We start from the raw sequence: 26,120 nt of genomic DNA on the forward strand, positions 1-26,120 counted from the left end.
CGTCCGCGAGCCGAAGGAGAGAACGTCATGCCCAGTGTGTTCGTACAAGGGCGGCCCGCCGCGTCCTGTCCCCCGCTCGCACCGGAGGCCCTGCGCGGGTCGGTGCGGCGGATCACGGAGTTCGGCGAGGAGGTGCTGCACAAGCCGTGCCGGGACGTCACCGAGTTCGGACCCGACCTCGCCGCGCTCGTCGACGACATGTTCCGCACGATGTACGTCGCGGAAGGGGCCGGCCTGGCGGCGAATCAGGTGGGGGTCCCCCTGCGCCTTTTCGTCTACGACTGCCTGGACGACGACGGTGTCCGACATGTCGGACACATCGTCAACCCGGTGCCGGAACCCCTCGGTCCCGCCGCGCGACGGCTGCTCGACGAGGGCGAGGGCTGCCTGTCGGTGCCGGGCGCCACCATGGGCGTCCCGCGCCCCGACCGGGCCGTCGTCCGGGGCCTCGACAAGGACGGCGCCCCGCTCCTCGTCGAGGGCACCGGGTACTTCGCGCGCTGCCTGGCCCACGAGACCGACCACCTGAACGGGCACGTCTACGTGGACCGGCTCTCCGCGCGCGACCGGAAGGCGGCGCTGCGGCAGTCGGCGGACCGGCGCGAGGAGGTCCTCGCCCGCCGGGCCGCCAACGCCCGGGCCCTCGACGGGGCGTCCGGGGACCTCACCCGGCCCCGCCCGCCCCGGGGCTGATCACGCCTTCGGCGCGACCTTGCTCAGCCCGTTGATGATGCGGTCCATCGCGTCGCCGCCCGTCGGGTCCGTCAGGTTGGCGAGCATCTTGAGGGTGAACTTCATCAGGATGGGGTGGGTGAGGCCGCGCTGGGTCGCGATCTGCATGACCTTCGGGTTGCCGATGAGCTTCACGAAGGCGCGGCCCAGCGTGTAGTAGCCGCCGTAGGTGTCCTTCAGGACGCGCGGGTAGCGCTGGAGGGCGATCTCGCGCTGGGCCGGCGTGGCCCGGGCGTGGGCCTGGACGATGACGTCGGCGGCGATCTGGCCGGACTCCATGGCGTAGGCGATGCCCTCGCCGTTGAAGGGGTTCACCAGGCCGCCGGCGTCACCGACGAGCAGCAGGCCCTTGGTGTAGTGGGGCTGGCGGTTGAAGGCCATGGGCAGGGCGGCGCCGCGGATCGGGCCGGTCATGTTGTCCGGGGTGTAGCCCCAGTCCTCCGGCATGGAGGCGCACCAGGCCTTGAGGATCTCGCGCCAGTCGATCTCCTTGAAGGACGAGGAGGTGTTCAGCACGCCGAGGCCCACGTTCGAGGTGCCGTCACCCATGCCGAAGATCCAGCCGTAGCCCGGCAGGAGGCGGTCCTGGGCGCCCCGGCGGTCCCACAGCTCCAGCCAGGACTCCAGGTAGTCGTCGTCGTGGCGGGGCGAGGTGAAGTACGTACGGACCGCGACGCCCATCGGGCGGTCCTCGCGGCGGTGCAGGCCCATCGCCAGGGACAGCCGCGTGGAGTTGCCGTCGGCGGCCACGACCAGCGGCGCGTGGAAGGTGGCCTCGCGCTTCTCCTCCCCGAGCTTGGCGTGGACGCCGGTGATGCGGCCGGTGCGGTCGTCGACGATCGGGGCGCCGACGTTGCAGCGCTCGTACAGGCGCGCGCCGGCCTTCTGGGCCTGCCGGGCGAGCTGGTCGTCGAAGTCGTCGCGCTTGCGGACGAGTCCGTAGTCGGGGAAGGAGGCCAGATCCGGCCAGTCGAGCTGGAGGCGGGAGCCGCCGCCGATGATGCGCAGACCCTTGTTGCGCAGCCAGCCGGCCTCCTCGGAGATGTCGATCCCCATGGCGACGAGTTGCTTGACCGCGCGCGGGGTGAGGCCGTCGCCGCAGACCTTCTCCCGTGGGAAGGCGGTCTTCTCCAGCAGGAGGACGTCGAGTCCCGCCTTGGCCAGGTGGTACGCGGTCGTGGAGCCGGCTGGCCCCGCGCCCACGACGATCACATCGGCGGTGTTGTCGGAGAGGGGCTCGGTCACGGCGGGATCTCCCCAGAGATTCGAAATCTGCGTGCCGACGGGCACTGGACATGGGCAGTCTATTCAGCGTCACCGATCACCCGGCTGAAGGGCTGCCCAGTGAACCGAGCTCTGCCCGTTGTACGGTTGCGCGTCCCCACCGACGAGGACGCCGTCGCCTGGCACCGGATCTTCGACGACCCGGACGTCATGGAGTTCCACGGCGGGAGGTCCGCGGAGCTGTCCGTCTACGAGGAGCTCACCGCCCGCCAGCGCCGGCACGACGCCGAGCACGGCTTCTGCCTGTGGACGATGGTGGACGAGGACGGCAGGGTGGTCGGCTTCACCGGCGCCCAGCCGTGGCCGGGGGAATGGGGCCCCCAGGGCGAGATCGAGATCGGCTGGCGCCTCGGCCGGGAGCACTGGGGCAAGGGGTATGTCACGGCGGCGGCCCGGCAGACGCTGGAGCGGGTGCGGGCCGCGGGCGTGTCCGAGGTCGTGGCGATGGTCGACGCGCGCAACGCCCGGTCCATCGCGGTCACGGAGCGGCTGGGCATGCGGCTCTCCGAGGTCTTCACGACGCCGGTCTCCGCGCGTCAGGGACACTGCTACCGGCTGCCCCTGCCGCGGACGGACGACGCCGGTCCCCTGAAGTAGGGGCGTGTCACAACCGGCCACGCGCCCCTTCCGGGTGGTTCCCGGCGGAGCCGGTCTGCCGGGTACCGCTGGGGGTGACGCCCGTGCGCCCGGTATCCGGGAACGCCGATGTGCGCGTACCGCACCTGGTCGGCCTGACGTCCGTGGACGCCCGGGAGGCGGCCCGCCCGCGCACGGGGCTGTCCCCGCAGCCACCGGGCCGGTCCGACCTCCGCCTCGCCGTCGTCGACCACGTCGTACGGCAGTGTCCGCGGCCCGGCGGGAGCGGGCCGGGCCGCGGGTGGCCGACTCGCCCCGCCGCGCGGCCTCAGCTCTCCTTGAAGGCGCGGTGCAGCGCCACCACGCCGCCGGTCAGGTTCCGGTACGCCACCTTGGACCAGCCGGCCTCGCCCAGGCGCCGGGCGAGCGCCGGCTGGTCGGGCCAGGCGCGGATGGACTCGGCGAGGTAGACGTACGCGTCGGGGTTGGACGACACCGCGCGGGCCACCGGCGGCAGGGCGCGCATCAGGTACTCGGTGTAGACGGTCCGGAACGGCGTCCAGGTCGGGTGCGAGAACTCGCAGATGACGACCCGGCCGCCCGGCCGCGTCACCCGGTACATCTCGCGCAGCGCGGCGTCCGTGTCCTGCACGTTGCGCAGCCCGAAGGAGATGGTGACCGCGTCGAAGGCGTCGTCCGCGAACGGCAGCCGGGTCGCGTCGCCCGCGGTGAACGGCAGCCAGGAGTGCCGCTCCTTGCCGACCTGGAGCATGCCGAGGGAGAAGTCGCAGGGGACGACGTAGGCGCCCGTGCGGGCGAAGGGCAGCGAGGAGGTCGCCGTGCCGGCCGCGAGGTCGAGGATCTTCTGCGCGGGGCGGGCGTCGACGGCTCTGGCGACCTCCTTGCGCCACGCCCGGTCCTGGCCGAGCGAGAGCACGGCGTTCGTCAGGTCGTACCGCTGCGCGACGTGGTCGAACATCGAGGCGACTTCGTGCGGCTGCTTGTTCAGGGAAGCGCGGGTCACGGGCCCATTGTTGCAGCACGGACTCAGGGCAGCAGGCGCGGCCTCCTCCGCGCGGCGACGTCCTCGACCCAGCCGAACAGCAGCACGAAGACCGCGATGAGGACCCAGGCCACCCCCAGCAGGAACCACTGGCTGTCCAGGGGCAGGTACGCCTCGAAGGCGGGCACCTCCCAGAGCCGGTCGATCAGCGGGACCGCGGCCACCAGGGCGATCTCGTGCCAGAGGTAGACCGTGACGGCCCGCGCGTTGAGGACCCCCACCAGCCGGGCGGGCCACCGCCACCGCCACCGCGACTGCCCCCGCGACCGGGTGAGCCCGGCGCGGCCGGTGTCGAGGCGGGCCCTCGCGTACATCAGCGGCGTCACGAACCCGGCCGACCAGAAGGCCTGGGCGAGCGGGATGTCGTCGAGGTCGTACGTGCCGTACTCGGCGCGGTGGGCGAACGCGTACCAGCCGCCGCTCGCGAGGGCGGCGCAGGACAGGGCGACGACCGCGGCCGGCCTGAGGCGCCCCAGCACCCCCTCGCGGTGCGCGAAGCCCAGGACCCAGCAGAAGAGGTACGTCGCGAGGTCGAGCAAGCCGGTCCCGAGGCGGTTGTCCGGCGGCCGCCCCACGCACTGCAGGACGACGACCGGGGCGAGGGACAGCAGCAGCACCGGCACGGGCGCGCGCCGGAACACCCGCAGCAGGAGCGGGGAGAGCAGGACCAGCCACAGGTACGTCCGCAGGTACCAGAGGATCTCCCAGGCCTGCTCGGCCCAGGCGCTGCCCGGCGGGTCGGCGAGCGGCACGGCCCAGAAGACGATCCGCCATCCCGGCATCCAGCCGCGCACCAGCATCGCGCCCACCACGAAGACCCCCCAGCACCACAGCGGGGGGAGCAGGCGGCGCAGCCGGGCCCGGACCACCGTCGCGGCGGGGCGCCGGAGCGACCTGGCCATCAGGGTGCCGGCCAGGCAGAACATGACGCCCATGGAGGGGAACACCAGCCCGGCCCACGGCCAGCCGAAGGCGTGGTAGGCGACGACCCGGACGAGGGCGAGGGCGCGCAGGGTGTCGAAGTAGCGGTCCCGGCCGCCGCTCGCGGCCCCTGGTACGGCGCCGGCGGGCGGCGCGTCCGCGGCGGGAGCGCGGCGGGCCGTCCCCTTGCCGTGCGCGCCCATCACCCGGCCCCCGAGGACCCGGCCGGCGTCCCCACCTCGCCCGTCCGCTTCAGCTTCTGCCAGCGCAGCCGGCCGCCGGTGAGGGCGGTGACGCAGGAGTGGATGAGGACGAGGTACATCATCTGCCGGTACGCCAGCTGCTGGAGCGGCATCATCAGCAGGTACCGGTACTTCTCCCGGTCGAGGCGGAAGGCGTAAGCCGCGCACCCGAGCTGCACGGCGAGGACCGCCAGCCAGGCGAGCAGGGCCGCCCGGAAGTCGACGAAGAGCATCGAGTAGACGGTGAACACGTCGATGAGCGGCGCGAAGACCGGCGTGACGACCTGGAAGAGCACGACCAGCGGCATGCCGACCCGCCCGAAGCGGCCCGACGGCCCCTTGTCGGCCAGGGAGCCGCGGTGTTTCCACAGCGCCTGCATGGTGCCGTAGGACCAGCGGTAGCGCTGCGACCAGAGCTGCTTCAGGGAGCCCGGCGCCTCCGTCCAGGCCCGGGCGTGCTCCTGGTAGACGACCCGCCATCCGGCGCGGTGCAGGGCGATGGTGATGTCGGTGTCCTCGGCGAGGGTGTCGTCGCTCATGCCGCCGGCCTGGAGCACCGCCTCGCGGCGGAACGCGCCGATCGCGCCGGGGATGGTCGGCATGCAGCGCAGCAGGTCGTACATGCGGCGGTCGAGGTTGAAGCCCATCACGTACTCGATGTGCTGCCAGGCGCCGATGAGGGTGCGCCGGTTGCCGACCTTGGCGTTGCCCGCGACCGCGCCGACGGAGGGGTCGGCGAAGGGCTGCACGAGGTGCCGTACGGTGTCCGGCTCGAAGACGGTGTCGCCGTCCATCATCACGACGATGCCGTACCGGGCGTGCCGCACGCCGTTGTTGAGGGCGGCCGGCTTGCCCGCGTTGGCCTGCCGTACGACCCGCACGCGCGGCAGGCCCAGGGACTCGGCGATCTCGGCGGTGCCGTCCGTCGAGCCGTCGTCCACGACGATGATCTCGATCGGGTGGGTGCTGTCCGCCAGCGAGCGGAGGGTGGCCGCGATGCACTCCTTCTCGTTGTACGCCGGCACGATCACGCTCACCGGGCCGGTCACCGGCGGGCCCCAGCTGAAGCGGCGTCTGCTGCGCCGCCGGTGGTGGCGGCGGGCGAGGAGCAGCATCAGCCCGAACCGGCCCATGACGGCCACGCCCACGACGACGAGTCCGGCCGACAGCGTCGGCACCACCCACTCCGCGACGGCGACGGCCGCGACGAGTGCCTTGCCCTCGTAGAGGGTGGTGCCGGTGGCCTCGTGGTGGGCCGCCTGGAGGCCGCCCCCGGGGCCGGCCGCGCCGCCCGCCCGTCCGGCGGGCCCGGCGGCGGGCTGCTGCTCCGCCATGACGCCGCTGATGGTGGTGAAGGTGTAGCCCTTCGCCGTCATCTTCTCGATGTACTTCGGCAGCGCCTCGATCGTCTGCGACCGCTCGCCGCCGGAGTCGTGGAAGAGGACGGAGGCCCCCTCGTCGTCCTCAGGAGTGGCCCACTCGACGATCTTCGAGACGCCGGGGCGCTTCCAGTCGTCGCTGTCGGTGTCGATGAAGACGCTGGTGTAGCCGTCCTCGCCGAGCTGCTCGTAGACGGGCCAGCTGTAGTTGTCGATGGCGTCGGTCTGGGAGGAGTACGGCGCCCGGAACAGGGTGGTCGTGATGCCGGCCGCGCCCGCGAGGGCGAGCTGGGTCTGCTCGATCTCCCGGGTGACGCGGGACTCGCCCTGGTAGGAGAGGTCGATGTGGGTGAAGGTGTGGACGCCCACCTCGTTGCCCTGCTCGACCAGGTCCCCGACGATGCCCGGGTAGCGCGCGATCATCGAGCCGACCAGGAAGAACGTGCCGGGCACGTCGTACTTCTCCAGGATCTCCAGCACCTGCGGCGTCCAGGTGGGGTCGGGGCCGTCGTCGAAGGTCAGGGCGATCGTCTTGTCCGGGACGGAGACGGTGGTGGCCTGTCCGCCGGGGAAGGTGAGGATCGGCCCGCCGTCGAGGACCTCCTCGGGTACGTCGCTCGCACTGGCGCCGGTGCGGACGCGCTGGTCGCCGCCGACCTCGGCGCGCAGATAGCCGTCGAGCAGCATCACGCAGGTCAGCGCGAGCAGGAGCAGCAGGGCGAGGAGGACGCGCGGGCGTTGCAGCGCGGCGGCCCGGCCGGCGGCCCGCTCGATGCGGGAGGGTGCGCGGCGGCGGCGCCGGGTGGGCGGGGAGGGGGGTGGGGGCGTGGTCATGGGGTGAGGGCGTTCCCGGTCAGTCGGTGGTGGCGGCGCCGGGAGCGGTGGCGCCGGACGTGGCGGTGGGGGCCCCGGCCGTCTCTGTGGGCGGGGTGCCCGTGGGGCCCGGTCCGCCTTGCGGACGCGTGCCGCCGCCGGGTCCCGGACCGGCGTCCCGTCCGCCCCCGAGGGGAAGCAGCGAGGACGGGTTCACCGAGGTGCCGACGCCCATGAAGGCCAGGCCGAGGACGGCCGCGTAGCCGAGGCAGACCGCCCCGACGAGGAGGCCCAGCCGGCGCAGCAGCCGGGCCCGGCGTCCGGAACCGTCGACGAAGACGGGCCCTTGCGCGGGTCCGATGCCGCGCTTGCGACGGCGACCGCGCGGGGCGGCGCGGGAGGGGAGGGCAGGCTCGGAGTGCATTCCCCGGACGCTAGGGAGCTTTGTCCGGCGCGAACTCGGACCGCGCTGTGGGATTCCGATGAAAGGCGCCGCAGCCTGTGCGCGTCCTGTGGGACGACGGGAGCACGGCCCCTTTCCTCAGGAAAGCCCCAGCAACGCGTGAGACGTTCACTCGTCCGACGACGAGAACGGGAGCGTGCCGCACATGAGGGCATACCGGAAGGCGGCGGCAGGGTGCGCCCTGCTGCTCGCCCTGGCCACCGCGGGCTGCGCCGGACAGGACGACGGCGCGGGCGGCGGCACGGACGACGGCGCCACCACGGCACCGTCCGGGTCGTCCGAGCCGGTCACCGCCTACGCCCCCTACGTCAGCGCCACCACGGCCTCCGCGACCGACTCCGGCGGTTCCCCGGCTACGTACAACCTGGCGTTCGTCCTCTCCTCCGGCGACGACTGCGTCCCGCGCTGGAACGGTGTCCAGGACATCGACGACCCCGCCGTCGCCTCGCGCGTCGCGCGGCTGACGGAGTCCGGCGCCGACGTCCGCGTCTCCTTCGGCGGCGCCTCCGGGACGGAACTGGCGGCGGCCTGCGACAGCGCCTCGGACCTGGCGGACGCGTACGGCGCGGCCCTGGACGCGGCCGGCGCCACGCGCGCGGACTTCGACGTCGAGGGCGACGACCTGACCGACACGGACTCCGTCGCCCTGCGCTCGGCGGCGATCGCGCTGCTCCAGGAGGAGCGGAGCGACCTGGAGGTCTCCTTCACCCTCCCGGTGATGCCCTCCGGCCTGGACGCCGACGGCCTGGCCCTGCTGGCGTCCGCCAACGACCGCGGCGCCCGGGTCTCCACGGTCAACCTCATGACCATGAACTACGGCGAGTCGTACGACGGCGACATGGGCGCGTACGCCCTCGCCTCGGCCCGGGCCGCGCACGCGCAGCTCCGCGAGGTCTTCGGCACCTCGGGCGCGGACGCCTGGCGCGGCATGGCGCTCACCTCGATGCTCGGCGTCAACGACGTCGCCGGCGAGACCTTCACCCTGGCGGACGCGGCGGAGGTGCGCGCCTTCGCCGAGGAGAAGGGCCTCGCGTGGGTGTCGGTGTGGGCCGCCTTCCGGGACCGGCGGTGCGGCGAGGAGGCGTCGGCCGCCGACGCGCTGACCACGTGCAGCGGCGTGGAGCAGGAGGACGGGGCGTTCGGGGCGGCGTTCGGCGCGTAGGCCGGGCAAAGGCGCCCCACGGAACCGCGGGTCAGCGCCCCCGGTACACCAGACGGCCGCCCACGACGGTGGCCACGCACGTGGCCGCGCCGTCCCGCACGAGCGCGGCCCGGTCGGGTACGTCGAACACCGCGAACCGGGCGGGCTTCCCGGGAGCGAGCCCGGGAAGCAGCACCAGCGGCTTCGGCGAGAGGGACGCGGGCCCGGGCAGGGTGGCCGGACGCGCCGCCACGGCGAGCCCCGCGCCGCGCACCGCGTCCAGGGCCGCGCGGCCCCGCAGCTCTCCGGCGACGGCGACCGTGCCGTGCGCCAGCATGCGCTGCACCCCTCGGCGTGCGCTGGCGCCGCGCGCGGACGGGTCCGCGCCGAGGAGTGCGAGCGCGCGCTCCCCGAAGATCGGCTCGGTGCCCAGCCGGTCCGCTTCGCGCGGGTCGGGGTGGTAGGCCTGCTCCAGCAGTTCCGGACCGTACGGGTTGAGCAGGCCGGGCGTCAGGAGGCCGGGCCACCGGCGCACCCGCGCCCGCGGATGGGCGGCGGCCAGTGCCTCGTACGGGCCGACGGCGGCGAGCAGCGCGCCGTCGACGACGACGGCCGCCTCGGGCGAGGCTTCGGAGACGTGGATCGTCAGCACGGCGGCCTCAGTTGGAGGCGAGCAGCTTCAGCTCGGGGTGGGCCGTGCCGCCCTCGATCGCCGTGGACGAGATGTGCGAGACGACGCGCTCGTCGACCGGGTCGTTCGCCGGGTCGTCGTGCACGACCAGGTGCTCGTACGTCGTGGCCCGCTGCGCCGGGACGCGGCCCGCCTTGCGGATCAGGTCGATGATCTCCAGCCGGTTGGAGCGGTGCTTGGCACCGGCCGACGACACGACGTTCTCCTCCAGCATGATCGAGCCGAGGTCGTCGGCGCCGTAGTGCAGGGAGAGCTGGCCGACCTCCTTGCCGGTGGTCAGCCAGGAGCCCTGGATGTGGGCGACGTTGTCCATGAACAGCCGGGCGATGGCGATCATCCGCAGGTACTCGAAGAGCGTGGCCTGCGTACGGCCCTTCAGGTGGTTGTTCTCGGGCTGGTAGGTGTACGGGATGAAGGCGCGGAAGCCGCCGGTGCGGTCCTGCACGTCCCGGATCATCCGCAGGTGCTCGATGCGCTCGGCGTTGGTCTCGCCGGTCCCCATGAGCATGGTGGAGGTGGACTCCACGCCCAGGTTGTGCGCGATCTCCATGATCTCCAGCCAGCGCTCGCCGGACTCCTTCAGCGGCGCGATGGCCTTGCGCGGACGCTCGGGCAGCAGCTCCGCGCCGGCGCCCGCGAAGGAGTCGAGCCCGGCGGCGTGGATACGGGTGATGGCCTCCTCGACCGACACCTTCGAGATCCGCGCCATGTGCTCGACCTCGCTCGCCCCCAGGCTGTGGATGACGAGTTCGGGGAACTCCTTCTTGATGGCGGAGAAGTGCTTCTCGTAGTACTCGACGCCGTAGTCCGGGTGGTGGCCGCCCTGGAACATGATCTGGGTGCCGCCCAGCTCGATCGTCTCCGCGCAGCGGCGCAGGATGTCGTCGAGGTCGCGGGTCCAGCCCTTGGCGGTGTCCTTGGGCGCGGCGTAGAAGGCGCAGAACCTGCACGCCGTGACGCACACGTTCGTGTAGTTGATGTTCCGCTCGATGATGTACGTCGCGATGTGCTCGGTACCGGCGTACCGCCGCCTGCGTACGGCGTCGGCGGCGGCGCCCAGGGCGTGCAGCGGCGCGTCCCGGTAGAGGTCGAGCGCCTCTTCGGGGGTGATCCGCCCACCGGCGGCGGCGCGGTCGAGGATGGGCTGAAGGTCGGCCTTCTCGGTCACCGGCGTCCCTTTCGCAGAGTTCGTAAGGGTTGTGGACGGACGCGACCCAGCGTACGCCAGGCCTTTCACGGGTCCGCGCTCAGGCCGCACCGGCCCCGGCCAGGACGCCGAGGAACGCGCCCGCGAGCAGGAACGGTCCGAAGGGGATGGCGGTCTTGCGGCCGGCCCGCCGGGCGACGACGAGGGCCCCGCCGTAGAGCGCGCCGAGCAGGAAACCGGCGAGGGTGCCGAGCATGACCGCCGACCAGCCGTACCAGCCGAGGGCGGCGCCGGCCGCGAGGGCCAGTTTCACGTCGCCGAAGCCCATGCCGGCCGGGTTGATGAGGAACAGCACGCCGTAGCCGGCGCCGAGCGCGAGGGCGCCCAGCAGGGCGGTGGTCCAGCGGCCGGCGTGCTCGGGCAGGAGCGCGGCGAGGCCGAGGAGGGCGAGGGCGGCGCCGGCGAGCGGCAGGGTGAGGGGGTCGGGCAGCCGCCGTACCCGCAGGTCGACCACGGCGAGCAGGACGGCGGCGGGGGCGAGCAGCAGCCAGACGGCCAGCTCGGGACGGGTCCCGGTGGCGGCGGCGAGGGCGGCGCAGACGAGCGCGGTGACGGTGGCCGGGGAGGTCGCCCGGGGACCGTAGGGCGCCGTCCCGGCCGGGCACTGCCCGCATCGGGCCCGGCCGAGCCAGCCCGCGACCGGGTGCTCCCGCGGACAGCACTCGCGCCACTCCTCCCCCGAAGGGGCGGAGAAGCGGTAGGCCGCCCGGGGCAGGAGCGCGCCGGTCGCCGCGCCCCAGAGCGCGGCGACGACGACGAGCAGCAGGTCGAGGCTCATCCGGCGGCGGCGACGCCCTCGCGCCAGGTCGGCAGCAGTTCGTCGAGCAGCGCCTCCGTGCGCGGCGGCAGACCGCGCGCGCCACTGCGCCCGACGAGGTCGGCGGCGAGGGCGTGCAGCCGGTCCGGGTCGCCCGTGGCGTGCGTGGCGCGCAGCAGCTCGTGCCACAGCCGCTCGTCGGCCGGGGCGGTGCGCAGGGCCGCGTTCAGCGCCTCGATCGCCTTCTCGGCACGGTCCTTCTCCAGGTGGAACTCGCTGAGCGCCAGCCCGGTGTCCGCGACGAGCAGCGGCAGTTGCGCGTCGACGATCTCGTGGGTGAGCCAGCGGTAACGGCCCTCGGGCCGGTCGGCGAGCAGCGGCCCGCGCACCAGCACCAGCGCGTCGGTGAGGAGCCGGCCGCGCACCTGGCGGCTGCCGACGCCCCGGCCCTGGGTCGCCTCGTAGTAGAGGGAGCGCAGGACGTCCAGGTCGGAGACGACGGACTGGGCGAGGGTGAGCCGCCCGGTGGCGTCGGTGCCGAGCCTCGGCGTGCCGTCGGGGTCGGTGCCCAGCCAGGCCCGCAAGCGCTCCAGCAGCGCGTCGCGCACGTCCGGCGTGACCCCGCGCGGCCAGAGCGCGGAGGCCAGCACGCGCGGGTGGACGCCCTCGCGGTGCAACAGGAGCAGGGCGAGCGCCTCGTGCAGCTGGGCGCTGCGCTCGCCGTCGGGCGCCTCCAGGCCGATGATCTCGTACGACCCGACGAGGCGGGCGTACACCGCCGGGCGGCCCTGCTCGCTGATGTCGACCAGGAACGGCGGGGTGTTGGACGGTCCGCCGGGGCCGCCGGGGCCGTGCTCCGGGTCGGCGTCGGTGAACAGCTCGACGACGGCCCGCTGCTGGGCGGCCGGCAGCAACTGGGCCTCCAGTTCCAGGCCGAGGAGCGGCGCGAGCAGCCTGCCCTCGCCGGTGATCTCCATCTCCCAGGCGGCGCCCGGCAGTTCCGCTCCCTCGGTGCCGACCAGGTAGCCGATGCCGAGGCGGCTCGCGTCGGCCGCGAGCTCGGCCAGGCGCAGGGCGTCCTCGTCGGACGGCTGGGCGGCGAGCAGCACGAGGTGCGGTGCCCAGCGCGTGTGCTGGGCGGGTCCGGTGCGGCCGGTGAGGACGGAGTCGTGCCCGGCCGCACCGAGCGCGCCGCGGCGCTGCCGGGTCTCGGCGGACATGGTCTCGAAGAGGTCGTCGAATCCGTCGAGGTGCCGGATCCGGCTGGGCGCGAGGGGCGTGAGGTCCTCGCCGAACCCGACGAGGGTGATGGTCATGCGGTCCGACCAGCCGTTGGTGGCCAGTTCGGCGGCGACCGACGCGAAGACGGCGGCCCGGTCGGCCTGCGTACCGCTGAGCGAGACGAGGCCGGGCACCGACTCCAGGTTGAGCAGCAGCCGGGAGTCGTCCATGGTGCCGAGGCTGACGAGCCCGGGGTACGGTGCCGCGGCGTCGACGTCCTCGTACCGCTCGGCGTCGGCGCGGGCCAGCAGCCAGAAGGTCTGGTCCTGCCCGACCTGCCAGGGCGCCGGCGGCTTCCCGGCGGGCTGGGCGAGCTGAAGGTGCAGGTCGCCGTTGCCGCTCATCCAGGCGGCGTAGACGACCGGCAGCGGCCGTGACTCGGCGGCGAGCGCGCCGGCCAGCCCGCGCAGGGACCGGTCCAGCAGGCGTACGCCCTCGGGGTCGGCGCCCACGAGCAGCGCGTCCTGCACGTCCTGGGCGTCGCCGCTCGGCGTGGGCGGCTCCATGCCGCGCCGTCCGCCGATGCCGCCGAGCGCCGACTGCCACAGCGCCTGCCGGCGCCGGCGGCCGAGGGCGCCGAGGAGGCCGGCGGCGAGGAGGGGGGCGGCGAGGAGGGCCTCGGGAAGCCCGAAGGAGTCCCCGAACCGGCCGTCCTGCGCGGTCGGTCCCGCCTCGGCGGGGGTGGTGTGCTCCTGCCCGGTACTCGGGGCGGGGGCGGGCGCGGGTCGCTGCTCGGGAAGGGAGACGTGGGCGTCGCCGGCCTCGCCGCCTTGGGCGCCGCCGCTCCCCTGCGCCTGGTCCCCGGTCCGCGCGTAGTCCTGGATCTGCTGCCGCACCTGCTCGGAGACCTTCGGTGCCTCGTCGGGCATCTCGACCAGCTCGCCGCCGCGGGCGTCGCCGGGCATCTCCATGATCCACCCCGGCCGGATCAGGGAGGCCTCGGACAGCTTCGACCCGTCCGGCTGTACGCGGTCCTTGTTGAGCTCGAAGATCTCGTGGTACCGGCGCCCGTCCCCGAGGTGCCGGTCGGCGATCTCCCAGAGGGAGTCGTGGTGACGCCCCTCGGGCGGCTGGATGCGGTAGTACTTCGTGTCGCCGTGCGCGGCGGAGGCTCCGTCGGCGCGGGCCGCGGCCTGACCGGCCTGCTCGGCGAGGGCGCCCGCGGCACCGGCGGCCTGCTCCTGCTGCTGGGCGAAGAGTCCCGGCGTCTGCTGGGCGGCCGCCACGGACGGCTTCTGGTTCCCCTCCAGGCTGTGCCCGAGCTGCGAGAGCCCCGGCGTGAGGCTCGCCGCGGTGGCGCCGACGAGCAGCAGCGCGGCCACGAGCTGCCGGGCCAGCAGCTGACTGGGTCCGGCCCCCGGCACCCGCCCCGGCACCCCCACGCCGGACAGCGCGGCCTTGACCTCGACGAGCACGCAGGCGGCGAACTGCGCCCAGGCGAACCAGACGATGACGGTCAGGATGCTCAGGAAGGTGTCGACGGTGATCTCGCGCTGCAGCCAGTCGAGACCGGGCGCACCGTCCGGGAACGGCCACCCGACGGTCACGGCCAGCCCGAGAGGCACCCCGACGACCAGCCCCACCAGCGCCACGAAGGCCAGGAACGCCTTGACGAAGTCCCCGAACGACCGCCGCCGCACCCGCACCGGCTGAGGCGTCCGGTTTCTCGGGGCCGGCGAACTTCCCGTCGAGCTTGACGAGCTGGGGGTGCGGCGTCGCGGCATGGCGGGTTTCCCGGGTCGTGTGGTGAGCGTGAGCAGGGGTGGTCGGGGTGGTCGGGGTACCAGGTATGAGGGGTGTGCTGAGCCTACAGAGATCTTATGGACTCATACCGACAGCGTCGAAGGGCCGGCGGGGGCCGACCTCACGACCGCCGCCCGCTTTACGGTCTTTGCCCGTTGACGCCGGGGCCTCTTCACCGCCCCCGCACAAGCGACGGTGGAGCGACGGGGCGGTGAGCCGACGCGCCACGGCCGACGAGGCGGCGCCGCCCCGTCCACCGGCCGGCATCAGCGGTTCACCGACTGGATCTCCTGCACCGTCACGTCCTGCGTCGCGCCGAACGTGCCCTCCGGGAGGTTGCCGCCCTCGCCCGTGGTGCTGGTCCACGAGATCTTCCAGGTGACGGTCGCCTGCAGGGGGTACGCACCGTCGGCGGCGGAGGCGCGCAGGTAGGTGACGCCGCAGGGCGGGGTGTCGTCGGCCTTTCCGGCCGCGTAGGGCTCACCGATGCTGCCGTCGCCGTTGATCTCGCAGTCGCCGGAGGCCGGGTACGTCTGGGCGTCGCCGGTGCCCGGGTCGATGTGCAGGGAGACGGGCTCGGCGGTGGTGGTCGCGGAGAGCCCGGTACCGGGGAGGCTGGCGGTGACGGAGATCTTCTTGAACTTCGCCTTGTCCAGCCAGATCCAGGTCGGCAGGTTCACCTTGGTGGCCCCGGCCGGCGCCATGGCGATCTCCGTGTCGGGGACGGGGAGCTCGTCGTAGGCGTATTCGGCGAGGATCTGGGGGGTGAGCGCCAGGGGCTCTTCAGGGACCTCGCCCTCATCCACCCAGAAGGGCTGCTTGTCACAGGAGTTGGCCTCGGGATCGTCCTTGCGGTTAGGGTTCTTCACCGCCGCCCAGAACATTCCCTCGCCCTCTTTGTCGAGGTTGTAGTCCTTGTAGGGCTCTCCGTCCTTGTAGTAAGCATCCAGAGAGTCACCGACGAAGTCCCCGACGCCACCAAGGAACGGCAAGCCGTCAATACTCCGCCACAGCTTTACGGTTTCCTCGATCTCCTTGGGCGAGAAGGCGGGCTCGTACCAGCATGCCGGCGGCGTCCAATCGCTGTTGTCCGGCGTGAGTGTCCCCGTGCCGGTAGTCCGAGAGCTGCCGTTCACAGTGGTCGTGACCTTGGTCTCCGCCCTGATGACGCCCTCCTGGGCGGACGCGCTGGAGCTGGCCTCCGTGCCACCTCCGGCGTCGCGGCCGCCACCTGCCACGGCTACGGACGGCACTGCGCCGATTCCCAGGGCCAGGACGGGGACCAGGAGCAGGCGGGTGGAGAAAGCAGCTCGCATCACATGCACCTCTTGGCCGCCTCGGTCGAGGACACACTCGTCGTCTGCCACACGCCTTGGGCGTTCTTCTCCAACCGGGTGTTGTAGAAGGCGTAGTCGCTGGGTGACGCCGTTACCGAACGGTCCACTTTGCCGGTCTTGCGATTCTTCGGGTATGTGCCGGTCGCGTCCATGCAGTACGTGACAGTTGCCGATCCGTCCTTAGCGAACGTGACCTCACGGTCGTAATAACGGGTCTTGCCCGTGAAGCTGCGGTCGTTGTCGTAGAACGACTTGATGTAGGTGGCGGCCGACATGAGGGCGTCGCCCTTCGAGTAGAACTCCAGCGCCGGATGTTTGTCCGCATCCACGACGATCGCCTCGTCGATCGAGTTGACGCGCCTCTCGTTGTCCGCCAGTACGGCGTCCTTCTTCGTGTCACCCGTCGAGCCGTCCTCGAAGACGTTCTCGACATCGGACGGCAGCCTGACCTCCGGCCGCTCGACCCCGTCCCCGCCGGCGGGCGCCGACGCGGTCGGGGACGCCGAGGCCGAAGCCCCCGTGTCCGCGCCCGTGATCTTGTCCTTGCCGGAGTCCTCGGTGTCGGAGCCGCCGCAGCCGGACAGCATCAGGGCGACCGCGGCCGTCAGGGCGGCGGCCGCGGTGGTGGTCGGGCGTGTGCGCATGGGAGCAGTACCTCCGTTGGTGGGGGGATGGGGCGCGGGACGGGAGGGAGGGCGTCGGGTCAGCCCACCTCGTTCTCCGCCACCGCCTGCCCGTGGACGACCACGTCGCCGCCGTAGAACATCCCCGTGAAGACCGGGGAGTAGGTCAGCTGGACCTCGACCTGCACCTGGGCGACGTCGGCCGTCACGCAGTGGGTCGCGGCGATGTCCTGGCCGGTCATGTCCATCTCCGCGGCGAAGGACTTGACCCGGGCGTCGCAGTTCTCGTAGTTGATGGGGGCGGGGCCGCCCACGTCGTCGTAGAGGGCCTCGCGGTCGATGTCCTGCGCGGCGTAGCGCGCGGCCTGTTCGGCGATGTCCGCGGCACGCTCCCGCTTGGAGATGGACATGCCGCCGTCGATGACGAAGGCCGAGAGGGAGAGGAAGACCAGGGCGAAGACGATCACCGCGCCGGCGCCCGAGCCGCGGTCGTCGAGGCGGGCGCGCCGGTCGGTGAGCCAGGTGCGTACGGGGGCCCTCACGCCGTCCTCCGGTAGGGGTCCAGCGGGGAGCTGAAACTCGCCGTCAGCGTCGTCGGGATGTTCAGGCCGATGGAGGCCAGGCCCCGCACCTCGCAGCTCACCTCGACCGTGAAGAGGGTGTCGGGCTCGAAGCCCGCGCTCTTCTGGACGACGGAGACCGGGCCGGCGCAGACGTCCGCCAGGTTGGACTCGGCCGCCTTCTTCGCCTCGGCGAGGGCCGTGCCGTGGTCCTTCTGGATGGAGCCCGCGCGGGCGGCGTCCCGGGCCGCGCCGTCGAGCGCGCCGCGGCCGTCCACGAGCTGGCCGAAGGCCACCAGGACGAGGATGAAGAGGATCATCACCGGGGCCAGGATCACCACCTCGATGGTGGACAGGCCCTCGTCACCGGTGGTCGGACGGGAGTCGTTCATCTAGTTCTCCCCCTCCTGGACGAACCGCTCCACCGGCCCCATCGACTGGGCGTGCACCGTCAGGTCCAGGCCCGGGAAGACCGTGGGGATGCGGGCCGTGATCTCCACACCGACCGTGTCCTGCTCCGGCTGGAGCAGCTTCACGTCCGGGGAGAGGACCAGCTGGGGGCCGAGCTGGCGGATGTAGCTGTCGACCACGTCCTGGGCCTCGCCCCGCCAGCCGCCGGGCTGGTCGTGCGCCGTGGCGCGGGCCTTGCGCGCGCCCGCCTGGGCCGCCGCCTGCGCCACGTGGTCGGCGAAGAAGTACAGCCCGAACTGCACGGTCGCGAAGATCATGAAGAAGAGGACCGGCGTGAGCAGCACGAACTCGATCGCGGTCATGCCGGAGTCACCGCGCGCGGAGGCAGCCTCCACGCGTCGGCGCACCCAACCACGTACGCGCACTGACACCCCGTATCCCCCTGCTTCCCGTACTGCCTGCCGCGGCGGAACCCGTGCCCGCGGTCAGCAGGTGCTGCCCGCGTCCGCGCCCTTGATGCAGTCGCCGACCTTGTTGGCGCCCTCGCTGAGCGCGGCGTTGATGATGGCGGCCACCACGCCGACGATCGCGACGACGACCGCGGAGATGATGACCCACTCGACCGCGGACGCGCCGCGGTCCAGCTCGCCGGAGCGGGCGCGGTCCACGCGGGCCCGCAGGAAGGTGATCAGGAAGTCCACGGGCACGATGCCCGTGGTGCCGGTGCGGAGGTTCCGTCCGTTCATGGTGGCTTGTGTCCTCTCGTATCAGTTCTGGGGTCGGAGCGGCTCGGAGCTGCTGAGTCGAAGGAGCCGAAGGAGCCGAAGGAGGCGAAGGCGGGGACGGAGCGTCACACCTGGAACACCCGCATCGCCGCCGGGTAGATGAGGAACACCAGGAACCCGGCGCACAGCAGGAGCTGGGCCACGAGCATCGACTGGGACTTCTCGCCCGCGCTGCCCTCGATCTCGGAGAGTTCGCGGTGGCGCATGGTCTCGGCGCGGGAGGCGAGGGACTCGCGGACCTTGGCGCCGTCGTCGGCCACCAGGGCCAGCGAGGCGGACAGGTCCTTGAGTTCCTCGACGCCGAGGTCCTCACCGAGCTGGCCCAGCGCCTGCCACTGGCTGATGCCGGTGATGCGCGCGTCGGCCAGGGCGTTGCGGATGCGGTGGGTGGCCCAGCCGTCCGACACCTCCGCCGCCGCCATCAGCGCCTCGGGCAGACCGCGCCCGCCGGCCAGGCTCATGGAGACCAGGTCCAGGTAGGCGCCGATCACGCGGCGCAGGTCGCGGCGCTTCTCGGCCGCGTCCCGGCGCACCTCCAGATCGGGGAGGAAGAAGAAGACCGCGGCGCAGAGCAGCGCCAGCCAGACCGGGACGATCGGACTGTCGTTGAAACCCAGCGTCCAGACGATGGCGAACAGGAACGGCCCGAAGAACAGGCCGCCCGCCGCCAGCAGCGCCTTCGTCGCCAGGAACTTCTCCCAGCTGCGGTCCAGCACCGCCAGGTCCGCCCGCAGCGAGCGCTGCTCCCAGCCCTGCTGCATGTACAGCTCGGCGACGCGTGCGCCGACCTGGGCGCGCAGCGAACCGAGGCGGCCGGAGTCCTGGACCGTCCGGGCCGACTCGTACGCCGTCCCGCGGGCCCGCATCGCGTCGATCCGGGCGACCTGCTGGATCGGGCTCCGCCTGCTCGGCATCAGGGCGCGGACCAGGGCGTACACACCCAGGCCGATGACCGCGCCGACCAGGACCGGCATTGTCAGGTTCATCGTCGTACCCCCTCGTCCCCAGACGCCTGCGACGGCTGGGACGGTTGCGGCAGGCGCTGCGCGGGCTGGCCCTGGGCGCCCGTGCGGTCCGCGGTGCGGGGGCGCACGAACTGGACGTCGGAGCCGTCCCGGACCAGGAAGCGCTCCGGCGTCTCGATGGTCGACAGCTTGCGCAGCCACCAGAAGCCCAGCGCGAACAGCCCGCACACGCAGGCCAGGACGAGCTGGCCGACGGGTGAGCCGTACGGCTCGACGAAGTCCCGGTTGAAGACGGACAGGCCGAGGACGAACAGCACCGAGACCGCGACGACGATCTGGACCGACCGGCGGGTCGAGGCGCGCTGCGCCATGACCCGCTGGCGCATGTCGACCTCCTCGCGCGCCGACTTGGCGAGCGCGCCGAGGACCTGGCGCAGACCCGGGCCGCGCAGCCGCGCGTTGAGGATCAGCGCCGCGACGATGATGTCGGCGGACGCGTCGTCGATCTCGTCGGCGAGGTGCTGGAGCGCCTCGGGCAGCGGCGTGCGGGAGCGCAGCCGGTCGACGAGGGCGTCCAGGTGCGGACGCAGGACGGGGGCGGCGGCGCGGGCCGAGGCGGGGATGGCCTGCTCCAGGCCGACCGCGCCGGCGATGGTGTCGCGCAGCGACTCCGTCCAGGAGGCGAGGGCCTCCACGCGCTTCATGGCGGCCCGTTCCTCACCGGCGCCGCCGAAGAGGCGGTCCCAGAAGAAGACGAGGACGCCGGCCGCGATGCCCAGCACCGCCCAACGGGTCAGGAGCAGCACGGCGAGGCCGACGATGGCCGCGAGGGAACCCCGTTGACCGGCCCAGCGGATCAGCTCGCTCGCCCGCTCGGCCGCCTGCCGCTTCTCGTGCTCGGGCTTGGCGGGCAGTCCGCGTACGGCGACGAGGAGGAGGGCGAGGCCGCCGCCGACGGCGACACCGCAGCCCAGCGCGTACAGGACGGTGGTGGAGAACAGGCCGCCCATCGAGCCGAGGGAGTCCAGTGCGGCGAGCGGCACGCCGACGGTGTGCGTGGTCATGTCCCTCACCCCCAGGTTCCGTTGGGCCGGTAGCCGTAGGCGATGAGTTCCTCCAGGCAGGCTATGGGGGCGTGCGGCACCACCCGGCCGTCGGGCGTCTCGGCGAAGACCTCGCTGGACAGCACGCGTCCGTCGACGCCGTTGACCTCGCGGACCGAGGTGACCATGCGCTGGAGGCGTCCGCCGCTCTGGAAGTTGTTGCGCCGCTGGACGAAGACGACGAAGTTGACGGCGCCCGCCACCAGCATCTGGCTGGCCTCGATCGGCAGCCGCTCCGTGGCCTGGAGGGCGTACGTCGAGATGCGGTTGAAGACCTCGTGCGAGCTGTTGGCGTGGATCGTGGAGAGCGAGCCGTCGTTGCCCTGCGACATCGCGTTGAGCATGGTCACGATCTCGTCGCCGAGCACCTCGCCGACGATGACGCGGGAGGGGTTCATGCGGAGCGAGCGGCGGACCAGCTCCGCCATGCTGATGGTGCCCTGCCCCTCGGAGTTGGGCAGCCGCTCCTCGAACGCCACCACGTTGGGGTGCAGGTCGGGGAAGGTGTCGAGCCCCAGCTCCAGCGCCCGCTCGACCGTGATGAGCCGCTCGTGCGGCGGGATCTCGTTGGCGAGGGCGCGCAGCAGCGTCGTCTTTCCGGCGTTCGTGGCGCCGGCGATCATGATGTTCTTGCGGGCCCGGACCGCGCAGGCCAGGAAGTGGCCCAGCTCGGGGGTGAGGGTGCCGTTGCCGACCAGGTCGGAGATGAAGACCTTGCCCATGCGGGCGCGGCGGATGGACAGCGCCGGGCGCCGCGCCACGTCCATGACCGCCGACAGGCGCGAGCCGTCCGGCAGCCTGAGGTCCAGCTGCGGGTTGGCGGAGTCGAAGGGGCGGGACGACAGGCCCGAGTAGGCGCCGAGGATCTGGATCAGCTCGATCAGTTCCTCGTCGGTCTCGGCGACCGGCTCGCCGCGCTCCTCGCGTCCGTCGGAGTAGCCGACGAAGACGTGGTCGCAGCCGTTGATGTCGATGTTCTCGACCTCGGGGTCGTCGAGCAGCGGCTGGAGCCGCCCGACGCCGAACAGGGCCGCGTGCACGGCGGCGGCGTACGCCTCCTCCGTCTCCGCGTCCAACGGCGTGCGCCCGGCGTTGATCTCCGCGCGGGCGTACTCCTCCAGGATCTGCGCGATGACGGCACGCGCGTACTGCCGCTCGTCCTCGGTGGACATCGGCGTGACGCCGCTGACCTGGTCCTGGCGGCGCTGCTCGGCGATGCGGTCGCCGGCGTCCTGCCGGAACCGCTTGACCAGCGAGTGGTCGACAGCGGTCATCGGCCGGCCCCCGCGTGGCCGGACAGGTCGGTGCCGGCGGTTCCGGCGGGCATGGACCAGGCCGCGCCGAACTGCTGGTACAGGTCCGAGGTGACCTTGCGGGCCGAGCGGATGAGCAGCGACTTCTCCAGCCGGCCACGCCTGCGGCCGGCCAGCTGTTCGGCGCCGGCCGGGTCGTCGGCGATGGTGCCGACCACGCGGGCGCCGGTCTGGGCGTGCACGAGCATGTCGTTGACCTGGCCGGAGAGCTTCGCCGCGTCGTTGGTGTCGGCGACGAGGACGACGCCGATCATCGGCATGCCGAGGGTCGCGGCACCGCGCGGGCCCCCGTGCAGCTTGGCGGACAGGGCGGCGGCGCGGTCGCGGACCCGGGCGATGGCCTCCGGCTCGGTACGGGAGACGAGGAGCACCAGCGCGGCGTGCGGGAACAGCTCGGTGGCCGGCGTGTCACCGCTGATGCGGCCGCAGTCGGCGATGACGTCCGCGGGGGCGTTCGGCGAGTCCGCGAGCGAGGCGAAGGCCCGGCCGAGGGTGGGCCACAGGCCCGCGAGACCGGCGGCCTGCTCGGAGATGCCGAGCCCGACGAGGACTTCGAGGCCGCCGCTCAGCGGCTGGACGTGGTCCCAGAGCTGGTCGGGGACGAGGCCGCGCCGGGCGGTGGCCGCTATCGACAGCATGCCGGTGTTCGGATTGAGCGGTCCGCCGTGGGCGGCGGCGGAGCGGTACACGAGGTCGCCGCCGGCCGGGTCGGTCTCGGCGAGCAGGACACGGCGCGGCCAGACCGCCGCGAGGGCGACGGCCGCGGTGGTGACGCCGGGGGAACCCTTGTCGGCGGCGAAGGCGATGAGGGCCATGGGATGTGAGGTCGCCTTCTAGTTGCCGGGGATCAGGACGACGGCGACCTCGCCGGCGGAGGCGGCCTGCGCTACGGCGGCCGCGTCGGCGGCGTCCACGGTCAGCGTGACCGGCAGGGCGGTGCTGCTGATCGTGTCGCTGTCGGTCGACCCGGCGGACACGACGACCGCCCGCTCGACCAGCAGCGAGCTGTCGGCGCCGGACGAGCCGGAGGAGCCGGTCTGCCCGCTGCCGCCGGAGGAGGCCTTGCTGCCCACGCGGTAGACGGCCACGTTGTCGCCCGATCCCAGACCGGCCGGGTACTGGCCCTCCTTGAGGGAGACGCCGACCGTGGCCTTGCCCTGCTCCATGCCGGTCTTGTCGGCGAACATCTGGCCGACGACGACCGTGCCGCCGTAGATCGTGGACTTCGCCTGGAGCTTCATCAGGCTCGCCCGCTGCTCCCACAGCACGAAGTCGGCGCCGGAGTCGTCGTTGACCATGACGGCCTTGATGTTCTTCTTGGTGAGGGACTCACCGGGCTTGATGTCGGCGGTGACCTGGACCGCCTCGATCCGGTCACCGGCCCGCAGCACCAGCATCGTCGCGCCCAGCGCACCCACCAGGATCAGCAGCACCGCCAGCGCGGCCAGCGCCGGTTTGCGCTCGCGAGGGGGGCTGGGAAGCCGGTCACCGACCGACGGCTGAGCCGGAGCCGCGGAACGTCCCGCGCCCGCCCCCGTACGCTCCTGGATCTTCACGCAACCGCTCCCCGTACACCCAAGATTCGTCTCCGCGCACTACTCGAGCGCACGGAATCACCTGAATCGCCTGCATTCTCGGACACTTCGCCCGCGCCGCCCGGTCGGTGACGTCCAGGGACATCCCCTGACGCACCCGTCCGACCTGGGCGAATATCCAGCGCTGGGGCGAGTGTCAAGCCATGGCACCGTATCAGCAGCCCATAAGCCCCTCAAGGCACGGCCACCTCCCCGGACCCCTCCCCACCCGGTGTTACCCGTCCGCAACTTCGCAAGGCCACAACCCTGTTGGCCACCGCCCCACGTACGTCCGGCCCGACTGTGCGCGTGCGAATTCAGGAACGGATCCCGGAAGCCTTCCGGGCGTGCGGTCCGTCACGGTGCCGCCATCATGCCTGCACGAATCACTCACGAGGGAACGGATCGACCGTGCCAAGATCTTCGTTCGGACCAGTGACGCCCCCCACGCAGGAGCCCGCATGCATCGCGCCACCTCGGCCGCGCTCGCCACCCTGTCCCTGCTCGCGGTCGCCGCGCTCACCGCCTGCGGCGGTACCGGGGACGCCGACTCCGGCTCGGACTCGGCGGTCGGCGAGCCGACGACGACCGCGCCCTCGACGAAGGAACCCGGCGCGGCCGAGCGCCTGGCCCGGACGATGGTCACGACGTCCGACGTGGAGGGGTTCAGGGTGGCGGAGCCCGACGAGGAGTTCCGCTTCGCCCGGACCCCGGACGAGGTGACGCTCGACAAGCCCGTCTGCGCACCGCTGGCCCACGCCATGAACCAACTGCCGCTCGGCGAGCCCGAGGCGGACCTCACCCGGGTGGTCTCGGGACAGCGGGACACCGGGTCACCGGGCACCGGGACGGCGAACGGCATCGGCTTCACGTACATCACCCTCACCGCCCACCGGTCCGGAGGCGCGAAGTCCGCCTTCACCGGCGTACGCAAGGCCGTGGAGTCGTGCGGCGGCGGCTTCACGGCCGAGGCGAACGGAGCGAAGACCCCCTACGACTCCGTCACCGCGGAGCAGGTCACGCCCGCCGGGGACGAGTCGCTCGGCTTCAAGGCCACGATGACCACGCTCGGCGTCCCGCACGTCCTGCACACGGAGGTCGTCCGCAGCGGCGACGTCCTCGCCGTCCACTTCTCGGTCGACGGCATGGCCATCGCCGACCGCAGGCCGAGCGACGCGAAGCTGTCACCGACGGTGGTGAACGCGCAGAACCGCAAGCTGGGGTGAGGGGCGCCGGCCCACTGCCGCTCCGGCAGGAGTGAGGGGCGCCGGCCCACCTGTCGCTCCGATCGGAAGCGCGCACGGCGGCCTCCGGCCTCGGACGGTTCGCTCTGGCGAAACCACGAACCCCACCGATAGCGTCTGTTCTCTTGACTGAACCTTTGTCTCACGGGGAGCCCACAGTGAAGCGCCGCTCTTTGCCCGTTGCCGCCGCACTCACCGCCACGGCAGCCCTGCTGCTGACGGCCTGCGGAGGAGGGGACGACGACTCGGGGGAGAACGGCAAGATCGCCGGTGCGGACCAGAGCTCGGCACAGCCGACGAAGTCACCGAGCCCGTCGGGCGCCCCGGCCGCGGACAAGCCGGACGGCGTGGACGTGTCCCTGCCCAAGGACATGAACCTGGTCTTCGACTGGGAGAAACCGAAGGACAAGAACGAGGCTGCGGCTATGGAAGATGCCGCGAACTTCTTCCGCGCCATCTATCGGGGCGTGGACAAGCGCACCTCCAGGGAAGCCGCCGTAGCCGCTTACGCGACGGGCGAGGGGCTGCATTACGCGAAGACGCAGATCGACAGCCGGGTGGAAGGCGGCTGGACCGCAACCGGCACGCGACGGCATTACGAGGCATCCACCCGGTCCGCCTCGAACGGCAACTCGGTCGAGGTCGCATTCTGCGTCGACTCCAGCAAATTCTACGGAAAAGAAGTCAAGACCGGAAAGGTCTTGAAGAGCGACCCCAGCATCGCCGACTACGACCACTTCAGGGTCATTATGGTCAAGTACCCCACGGGCGCTGGCCTTTGGCAGGCCTCTAAGGTGTTCGTCAAGACGAAGGCGGAGGAATGTCGGTGAGCAGGTCGCGACGTACGGCAATCAGCACCGGCGCTGCCGCCCTGACACTGGCCGTTGGCGTTGGCGTTCTGGCTCAGCCGGCCCACTCGGCAGAGCAGACGGGCAACGACCAGGGCGCCAGCTCTGACCAGGGCGGTGGCAGCGACAACACCGGCATCTACGCCGCCGCCCGCATCCAGTACTCGGGATCCGTCGCCAAGGGCGGCGGCAAGGGCAACGTGACGTCCACGGACGTCAACTGGACGCCCCCTCCCTGCTGGTACGCCCCGTACCTCGGAGCCAAGGACTTCAAAAAGAAGATGTCCGCGGACCTCAAGAAGGCCGCGAGCGCTCCCGGCATGGCCGGGCACGCGGGCGCGGCGATCGGACAGACGAAGAGTCACTACGAGGACGAGTTCGGCTGGGCCGACACCCCCGGCTACAAGGACTACAACGTCGAGAAGGACGGCGAGGGCATGTTCTGGGCCGGCGTCGAGAATCCCGACGAACCGGACATCCTCAAGCGCAGCGCCTGCACTGAACTCCCCTTCTGGGTGGACAACGGTGAGGCCCCGCCGCCTCGGTACGAGGAAGCCATCACCCCGGAGATACTCGCCGCTCTCGCCTACCAGCACATGCAGCTTCCCGACACCGAGGTCAGCCTCGCCCCCGACGGGACGACGAAGGTGAACCTGCCGACCTGGGCGTGGCTCGACAAGGCCGTCTTCGACGAGGTCCAGGCCACAGCCTCGATCGCCGCTCCCGGCTTCAACCTCACGGCCACGACGACCGCCAAGCCGGTGTCCCTGAAGCTGGAACCGGGCACACCGGACGCCGAGACCTACCCGGCCTCCGGCGAATGCACGATCAACGCCGACGACTCCATCGGCGAGCCGTACGCCAAGGGCAAGGCCGACCAGACCCCGCCCTGCGGGATCAAGTACCTGCGCTCCTCCGGCGACGGGACGTACAACCTCCAGGCCACCATCACCTGGGACGTTGCGTGGACCGGCACCGGGGGCGCGGGCGGCGACCTGCCCGACGGGACCTTCGGGAACGCACAGGCGGTCACGGTCCAGGAGATCCAGTCCGTCAACCGGTGA

Annotated in this window: 26 protein-coding genes; 6 read left to right on the forward strand and 20 right to left on the reverse strand. The window is 72.4% G+C overall.

Features of this window, described 5'->3' with window-relative positions:
• Positions 1-27: 27 nt before the first annotated feature.
• Positions 28-693, forward strand: coding sequence for a peptide deformylase (def, locus tag ACZ6EG_RS15235; protein WP_391970038.1), 666 nt, complete (start codon positions 28-30; stop codon positions 691-693).
• Here the strand turns inward: def and ACZ6EG_RS15240 are convergent, their stop codons facing one another.
• A complete protein-coding gene (locus ACZ6EG_RS15240; RefSeq protein ID WP_361014197.1) occupies positions 694-1,977 on the reverse strand; it encodes a geranylgeranyl reductase family protein in 1,284 nt (427 codons plus the stop codon).
• Between the two features lie 99 nt (positions 1,978-2,076).
• Here ACZ6EG_RS15240 and ACZ6EG_RS15245 point away from each other — a divergent pair, with 99 nt between their 5' ends.
• Positions 2,077-2,613 (forward strand): GNAT family N-acetyltransferase, encoded by a 537-nt coding sequence (locus ACZ6EG_RS15245; protein ID WP_391970039.1) that lies wholly within the window; start codon positions 2,077-2,079, stop codon positions 2,611-2,613.
• A 307-nt stretch (positions 2,614-2,920) separates the two neighbouring features.
• Here the strand turns inward: ACZ6EG_RS15245 and ACZ6EG_RS15250 are convergent, their stop codons facing one another.
• From ACZ6EG_RS15250 to ACZ6EG_RS15265, 4 genes are read right to left on the reverse strand one after another with little or no spacing between them, the layout of a single operon-like run.
• Positions 2,921-3,616, reverse strand: coding sequence for a demethylmenaquinone methyltransferase (locus tag ACZ6EG_RS15250; protein ID WP_391970040.1), 696 nt, complete (start codon positions 3,614-3,616; stop codon positions 2,921-2,923).
• Between the two features lie 23 nt (positions 3,617-3,639).
• Positions 3,640-4,779, reverse strand: a complete 1,140-nt coding sequence (locus tag ACZ6EG_RS15255; protein WP_391970041.1) for an acyltransferase family protein — start codon at positions 4,777-4,779, stop codon at positions 3,640-3,642.
• Complete coding sequence (locus tag ACZ6EG_RS15260) at positions 4,779-7,031, reverse strand: bifunctional polysaccharide deacetylase/glycosyltransferase family 2 protein (protein ID WP_469604766.1); 2,253 nt, start codon at positions 7,029-7,031, stop codon at positions 4,779-4,781. Before ACZ6EG_RS15260 ends, ACZ6EG_RS15255 begins: the two co-directional genes overlap by 1 nt.
• A gap of 19 nt (positions 7,032-7,050) precedes the next feature.
• Positions 7,051-7,434: a hypothetical protein gene (locus tag ACZ6EG_RS15265; RefSeq protein WP_391970043.1), complete on the reverse strand. Its 384-nt coding sequence runs from the start codon at positions 7,432-7,434 to the stop codon at positions 7,051-7,053.
• A 184-nt stretch (positions 7,435-7,618) separates the two neighbouring features.
• On the opposite strand from ACZ6EG_RS15265, the gene ACZ6EG_RS15270 reads away from it, so the two are divergent.
• Entirely contained in the window at positions 7,619-8,635 is a 1,017-nt protein-coding gene (locus ACZ6EG_RS15270; RefSeq protein WP_469604770.1) for a chitinase, read from the forward strand.
• Between the two features lie 31 nt (positions 8,636-8,666).
• Here ACZ6EG_RS15270 and ACZ6EG_RS15275 read toward each other — a convergent pair whose 3' ends face one another.
• The 15 genes from ACZ6EG_RS15275 to ACZ6EG_RS15345 form a co-directional block, all read right to left on the reverse strand.
• A complete protein-coding gene (locus ACZ6EG_RS15275; RefSeq protein WP_391970045.1) occupies positions 8,667-9,266 on the reverse strand; it encodes a hypothetical protein in 600 nt (199 codons plus the stop codon).
• Between the two features lie 7 nt (positions 9,267-9,273).
• Entirely contained in the window at positions 9,274-10,473 is a 1,200-nt protein-coding gene (gene mqnC, locus ACZ6EG_RS15280; RefSeq protein WP_469604774.1) for a cyclic dehypoxanthinyl futalosine synthase, read from the reverse strand.
• A 79-nt stretch (positions 10,474-10,552) separates the two neighbouring features.
• Positions 10,553-11,290: a prepilin peptidase gene (locus ACZ6EG_RS15285; protein WP_469604777.1), complete on the reverse strand. Its 738-nt coding sequence runs from the start codon at positions 11,288-11,290 to the stop codon at positions 10,553-10,555.
• Positions 11,287-14,274, reverse strand: coding sequence for a BTAD domain-containing putative transcriptional regulator (locus ACZ6EG_RS15290; RefSeq protein WP_469604780.1), 2,988 nt, complete (start codon positions 14,272-14,274; stop codon positions 11,287-11,289). The genes ACZ6EG_RS15285 and ACZ6EG_RS15290 overlap by 4 nt, the downstream gene beginning before the upstream one ends.
• Positions 14,275-14,559: 285 nt before the next feature.
• Positions 14,560-15,609, reverse strand: a complete 1,050-nt coding sequence (locus ACZ6EG_RS15295; RefSeq protein WP_469604782.1) for a hypothetical protein — start codon at positions 15,607-15,609, stop codon at positions 14,560-14,562.
• Positions 15,609-16,274 carry a hypothetical protein gene (locus tag ACZ6EG_RS15300; protein ID WP_469604785.1) on the reverse strand — a complete coding sequence of 222 codons (666 nt, stop codon included), beginning with the start codon at positions 16,272-16,274 and terminating at the stop codon, positions 15,609-15,611. The genes ACZ6EG_RS15295 and ACZ6EG_RS15300 overlap by 1 nt, the downstream gene beginning before the upstream one ends.
• A gap of 59 nt (positions 16,275-16,333) precedes the next feature.
• On the reverse strand, positions 16,334-16,795 hold the full coding sequence (locus tag ACZ6EG_RS15305; RefSeq protein ID WP_356609252.1) for a pilus assembly protein TadG-related protein: 462 nt from the start codon (positions 16,793-16,795) through the stop codon (positions 16,334-16,336).
• Complete coding sequence (locus ACZ6EG_RS15310; protein ID WP_391970051.1) at positions 16,792-17,205, reverse strand: TadE/TadG family type IV pilus assembly protein; 414 nt, start codon at positions 17,203-17,205, stop codon at positions 16,792-16,794. Before ACZ6EG_RS15310 ends, ACZ6EG_RS15305 begins: the two co-directional genes overlap by 4 nt.
• Positions 17,206-17,655 carry a TadE family protein gene (locus ACZ6EG_RS15315; RefSeq protein WP_063482782.1) on the reverse strand — a complete coding sequence of 150 codons (450 nt, stop codon included), beginning with the start codon at positions 17,653-17,655 and terminating at the stop codon, positions 17,206-17,208.
• Between the two features lie 54 nt (positions 17,656-17,709).
• Positions 17,710-17,970 carry a hypothetical protein gene (locus ACZ6EG_RS15320; protein ID WP_043381290.1) on the reverse strand — a complete coding sequence of 87 codons (261 nt, stop codon included), beginning with the start codon at positions 17,968-17,970 and terminating at the stop codon, positions 17,710-17,712.
• 104 nt (positions 17,971-18,074) lie between these two features.
• Positions 18,075-18,995 (reverse strand): type II secretion system F family protein, encoded by a 921-nt coding sequence (locus ACZ6EG_RS15325; RefSeq protein WP_356609259.1) that lies wholly within the window; start codon positions 18,993-18,995, stop codon positions 18,075-18,077.
• Positions 18,992-20,038, reverse strand: a complete 1,047-nt coding sequence (locus ACZ6EG_RS15330) for a type II secretion system F family protein (RefSeq protein ID WP_469604791.1) — start codon at positions 20,036-20,038, stop codon at positions 18,992-18,994. Before ACZ6EG_RS15330 ends, ACZ6EG_RS15325 begins: the two co-directional genes overlap by 4 nt.
• 5 nt (positions 20,039-20,043) lie before the next feature.
• A complete protein-coding gene (locus ACZ6EG_RS15335; RefSeq protein ID WP_356609261.1) occupies positions 20,044-21,351 on the reverse strand; it encodes a CpaF family protein in 1,308 nt (435 codons plus the stop codon).
• The gene (locus tag ACZ6EG_RS15340) at positions 21,348-22,205 is read right to left on the reverse strand and encodes a hypothetical protein (protein ID WP_469604795.1); all 858 of its coding nucleotides are present in this window, start codon (positions 22,203-22,205) and stop codon (positions 21,348-21,350) included. The genes ACZ6EG_RS15335 and ACZ6EG_RS15340 overlap by 4 nt, the downstream gene beginning before the upstream one ends.
• 18 nt (positions 22,206-22,223) lie before the next feature.
• The gene (locus ACZ6EG_RS15345) at positions 22,224-22,946 is read right to left on the reverse strand and encodes a hypothetical protein (RefSeq protein WP_469604798.1); all 723 of its coding nucleotides are present in this window, start codon (positions 22,944-22,946) and stop codon (positions 22,224-22,226) included.
• Positions 22,947-23,425: 479 nt separating this feature from the next.
• On the opposite strand from ACZ6EG_RS15345, the gene ACZ6EG_RS15350 reads away from it, so the two are divergent.
• The 3 genes from ACZ6EG_RS15350 to ACZ6EG_RS15360 all read left to right on the forward strand — a co-directional run bounded on the left by ACZ6EG_RS15350 (position 23,426) and on the right by ACZ6EG_RS15360 (position 26,120).
• Entirely contained in the window at positions 23,426-24,190 is a 765-nt protein-coding gene (locus tag ACZ6EG_RS15350; RefSeq protein ID WP_469604801.1) for a hypothetical protein, read from the forward strand.
• Positions 24,191-24,366: 176 nt separating this feature from the next.
• Entirely contained in the window at positions 24,367-25,038 is a 672-nt protein-coding gene (locus ACZ6EG_RS15355; protein WP_469604803.1) for a hypothetical protein, read from the forward strand.
• Positions 25,029-26,120, forward strand: coding sequence for a hypothetical protein (locus ACZ6EG_RS15360; RefSeq protein ID WP_469604806.1), 1,092 nt, complete (start codon positions 25,029-25,031; stop codon positions 26,118-26,120). The genes ACZ6EG_RS15355 and ACZ6EG_RS15360 overlap by 10 nt, the downstream gene beginning before the upstream one ends.

Source organism: Streptomyces sp. NPDC041968, from assembly GCF_055589025.1.

Coding starts and splice junctions, on each gene's coding strand:
- def (WP_391970038.1), top strand. CDS start 28: ATGCCCAGTGTGTTCGTACAAGGGCGGCCCGCCGCGTCCTGTCCCCCG.
- ACZ6EG_RS15255 (WP_391970041.1), bottom strand. CDS start 4,779: ATGGGCGCGCACGGCAAGGGGACGGCCCGCCGCGCTCCCGCCGCGGAC.
- ACZ6EG_RS15260 (WP_469604766.1), bottom strand. CDS start 7,031: ATGACCACGCCCCCACCCCCCTCCCCGCCCACCCGGCGCCGCCGCCGC.
- ACZ6EG_RS15265 (WP_391970043.1), bottom strand. CDS start 7,434: ATGCACTCCGAGCCTGCCCTCCCCTCCCGCGCCGCCCCGCGCGGTCGC.
- ACZ6EG_RS15270 (WP_469604770.1), top strand. CDS start 7,619: ATGAGGGCATACCGGAAGGCGGCGGCAGGGTGCGCCCTGCTGCTCGCC.
- ACZ6EG_RS15285 (WP_469604777.1), bottom strand. CDS start 11,290: ATGAGCCTCGACCTGCTGCTCGTCGTCGTCGCCGCGCTCTGGGGCGCG.
- ACZ6EG_RS15290 (WP_469604780.1), bottom strand. CDS start 14,274: ATGCCGCGACGCCGCACCCCCAGCTCGTCAAGCTCGACGGGAAGTTCG.
- ACZ6EG_RS15295 (WP_469604782.1), bottom strand. CDS start 15,609: ATGCGAGCTGCTTTCTCCACCCGCCTGCTCCTGGTCCCCGTCCTGGCC.
- ACZ6EG_RS15300 (WP_469604785.1), bottom strand. CDS start 16,274: ATGCGCACACGCCCGACCACCACCGCGGCCGCCGCCCTGACGGCCGCG.
- ACZ6EG_RS15310 (WP_391970051.1), bottom strand. CDS start 17,205: ATGAACGACTCCCGTCCGACCACCGGTGACGAGGGCCTGTCCACCATC.
- ACZ6EG_RS15320 (WP_043381290.1), bottom strand. CDS start 17,970: ATGAACGGACGGAACCTCCGCACCGGCACCACGGGCATCGTGCCCGTG.
- ACZ6EG_RS15325 (WP_356609259.1), bottom strand. CDS start 18,995: ATGAACCTGACAATGCCGGTCCTGGTCGGCGCGGTCATCGGCCTGGGT.
- ACZ6EG_RS15330 (WP_469604791.1), bottom strand. CDS start 20,038: ATGACCACGCACACCGTCGGCGTGCCGCTCGCCGCACTGGACTCCCTC.
- ACZ6EG_RS15335 (WP_356609261.1), bottom strand. CDS start 21,351: ATGACCGCTGTCGACCACTCGCTGGTCAAGCGGTTCCGGCAGGACGCC.
- ACZ6EG_RS15340 (WP_469604795.1), bottom strand. CDS start 22,205: ATGGCCCTCATCGCCTTCGCCGCCGACAAGGGTTCCCCCGGCGTCACC.
- ACZ6EG_RS15350 (WP_469604801.1), top strand. CDS start 23,426: ATGCATCGCGCCACCTCGGCCGCGCTCGCCACCCTGTCCCTGCTCGCG.
- ACZ6EG_RS15360 (WP_469604806.1), top strand. CDS start 25,029: ATGTCGGTGAGCAGGTCGCGACGTACGGCAATCAGCACCGGCGCTGCC.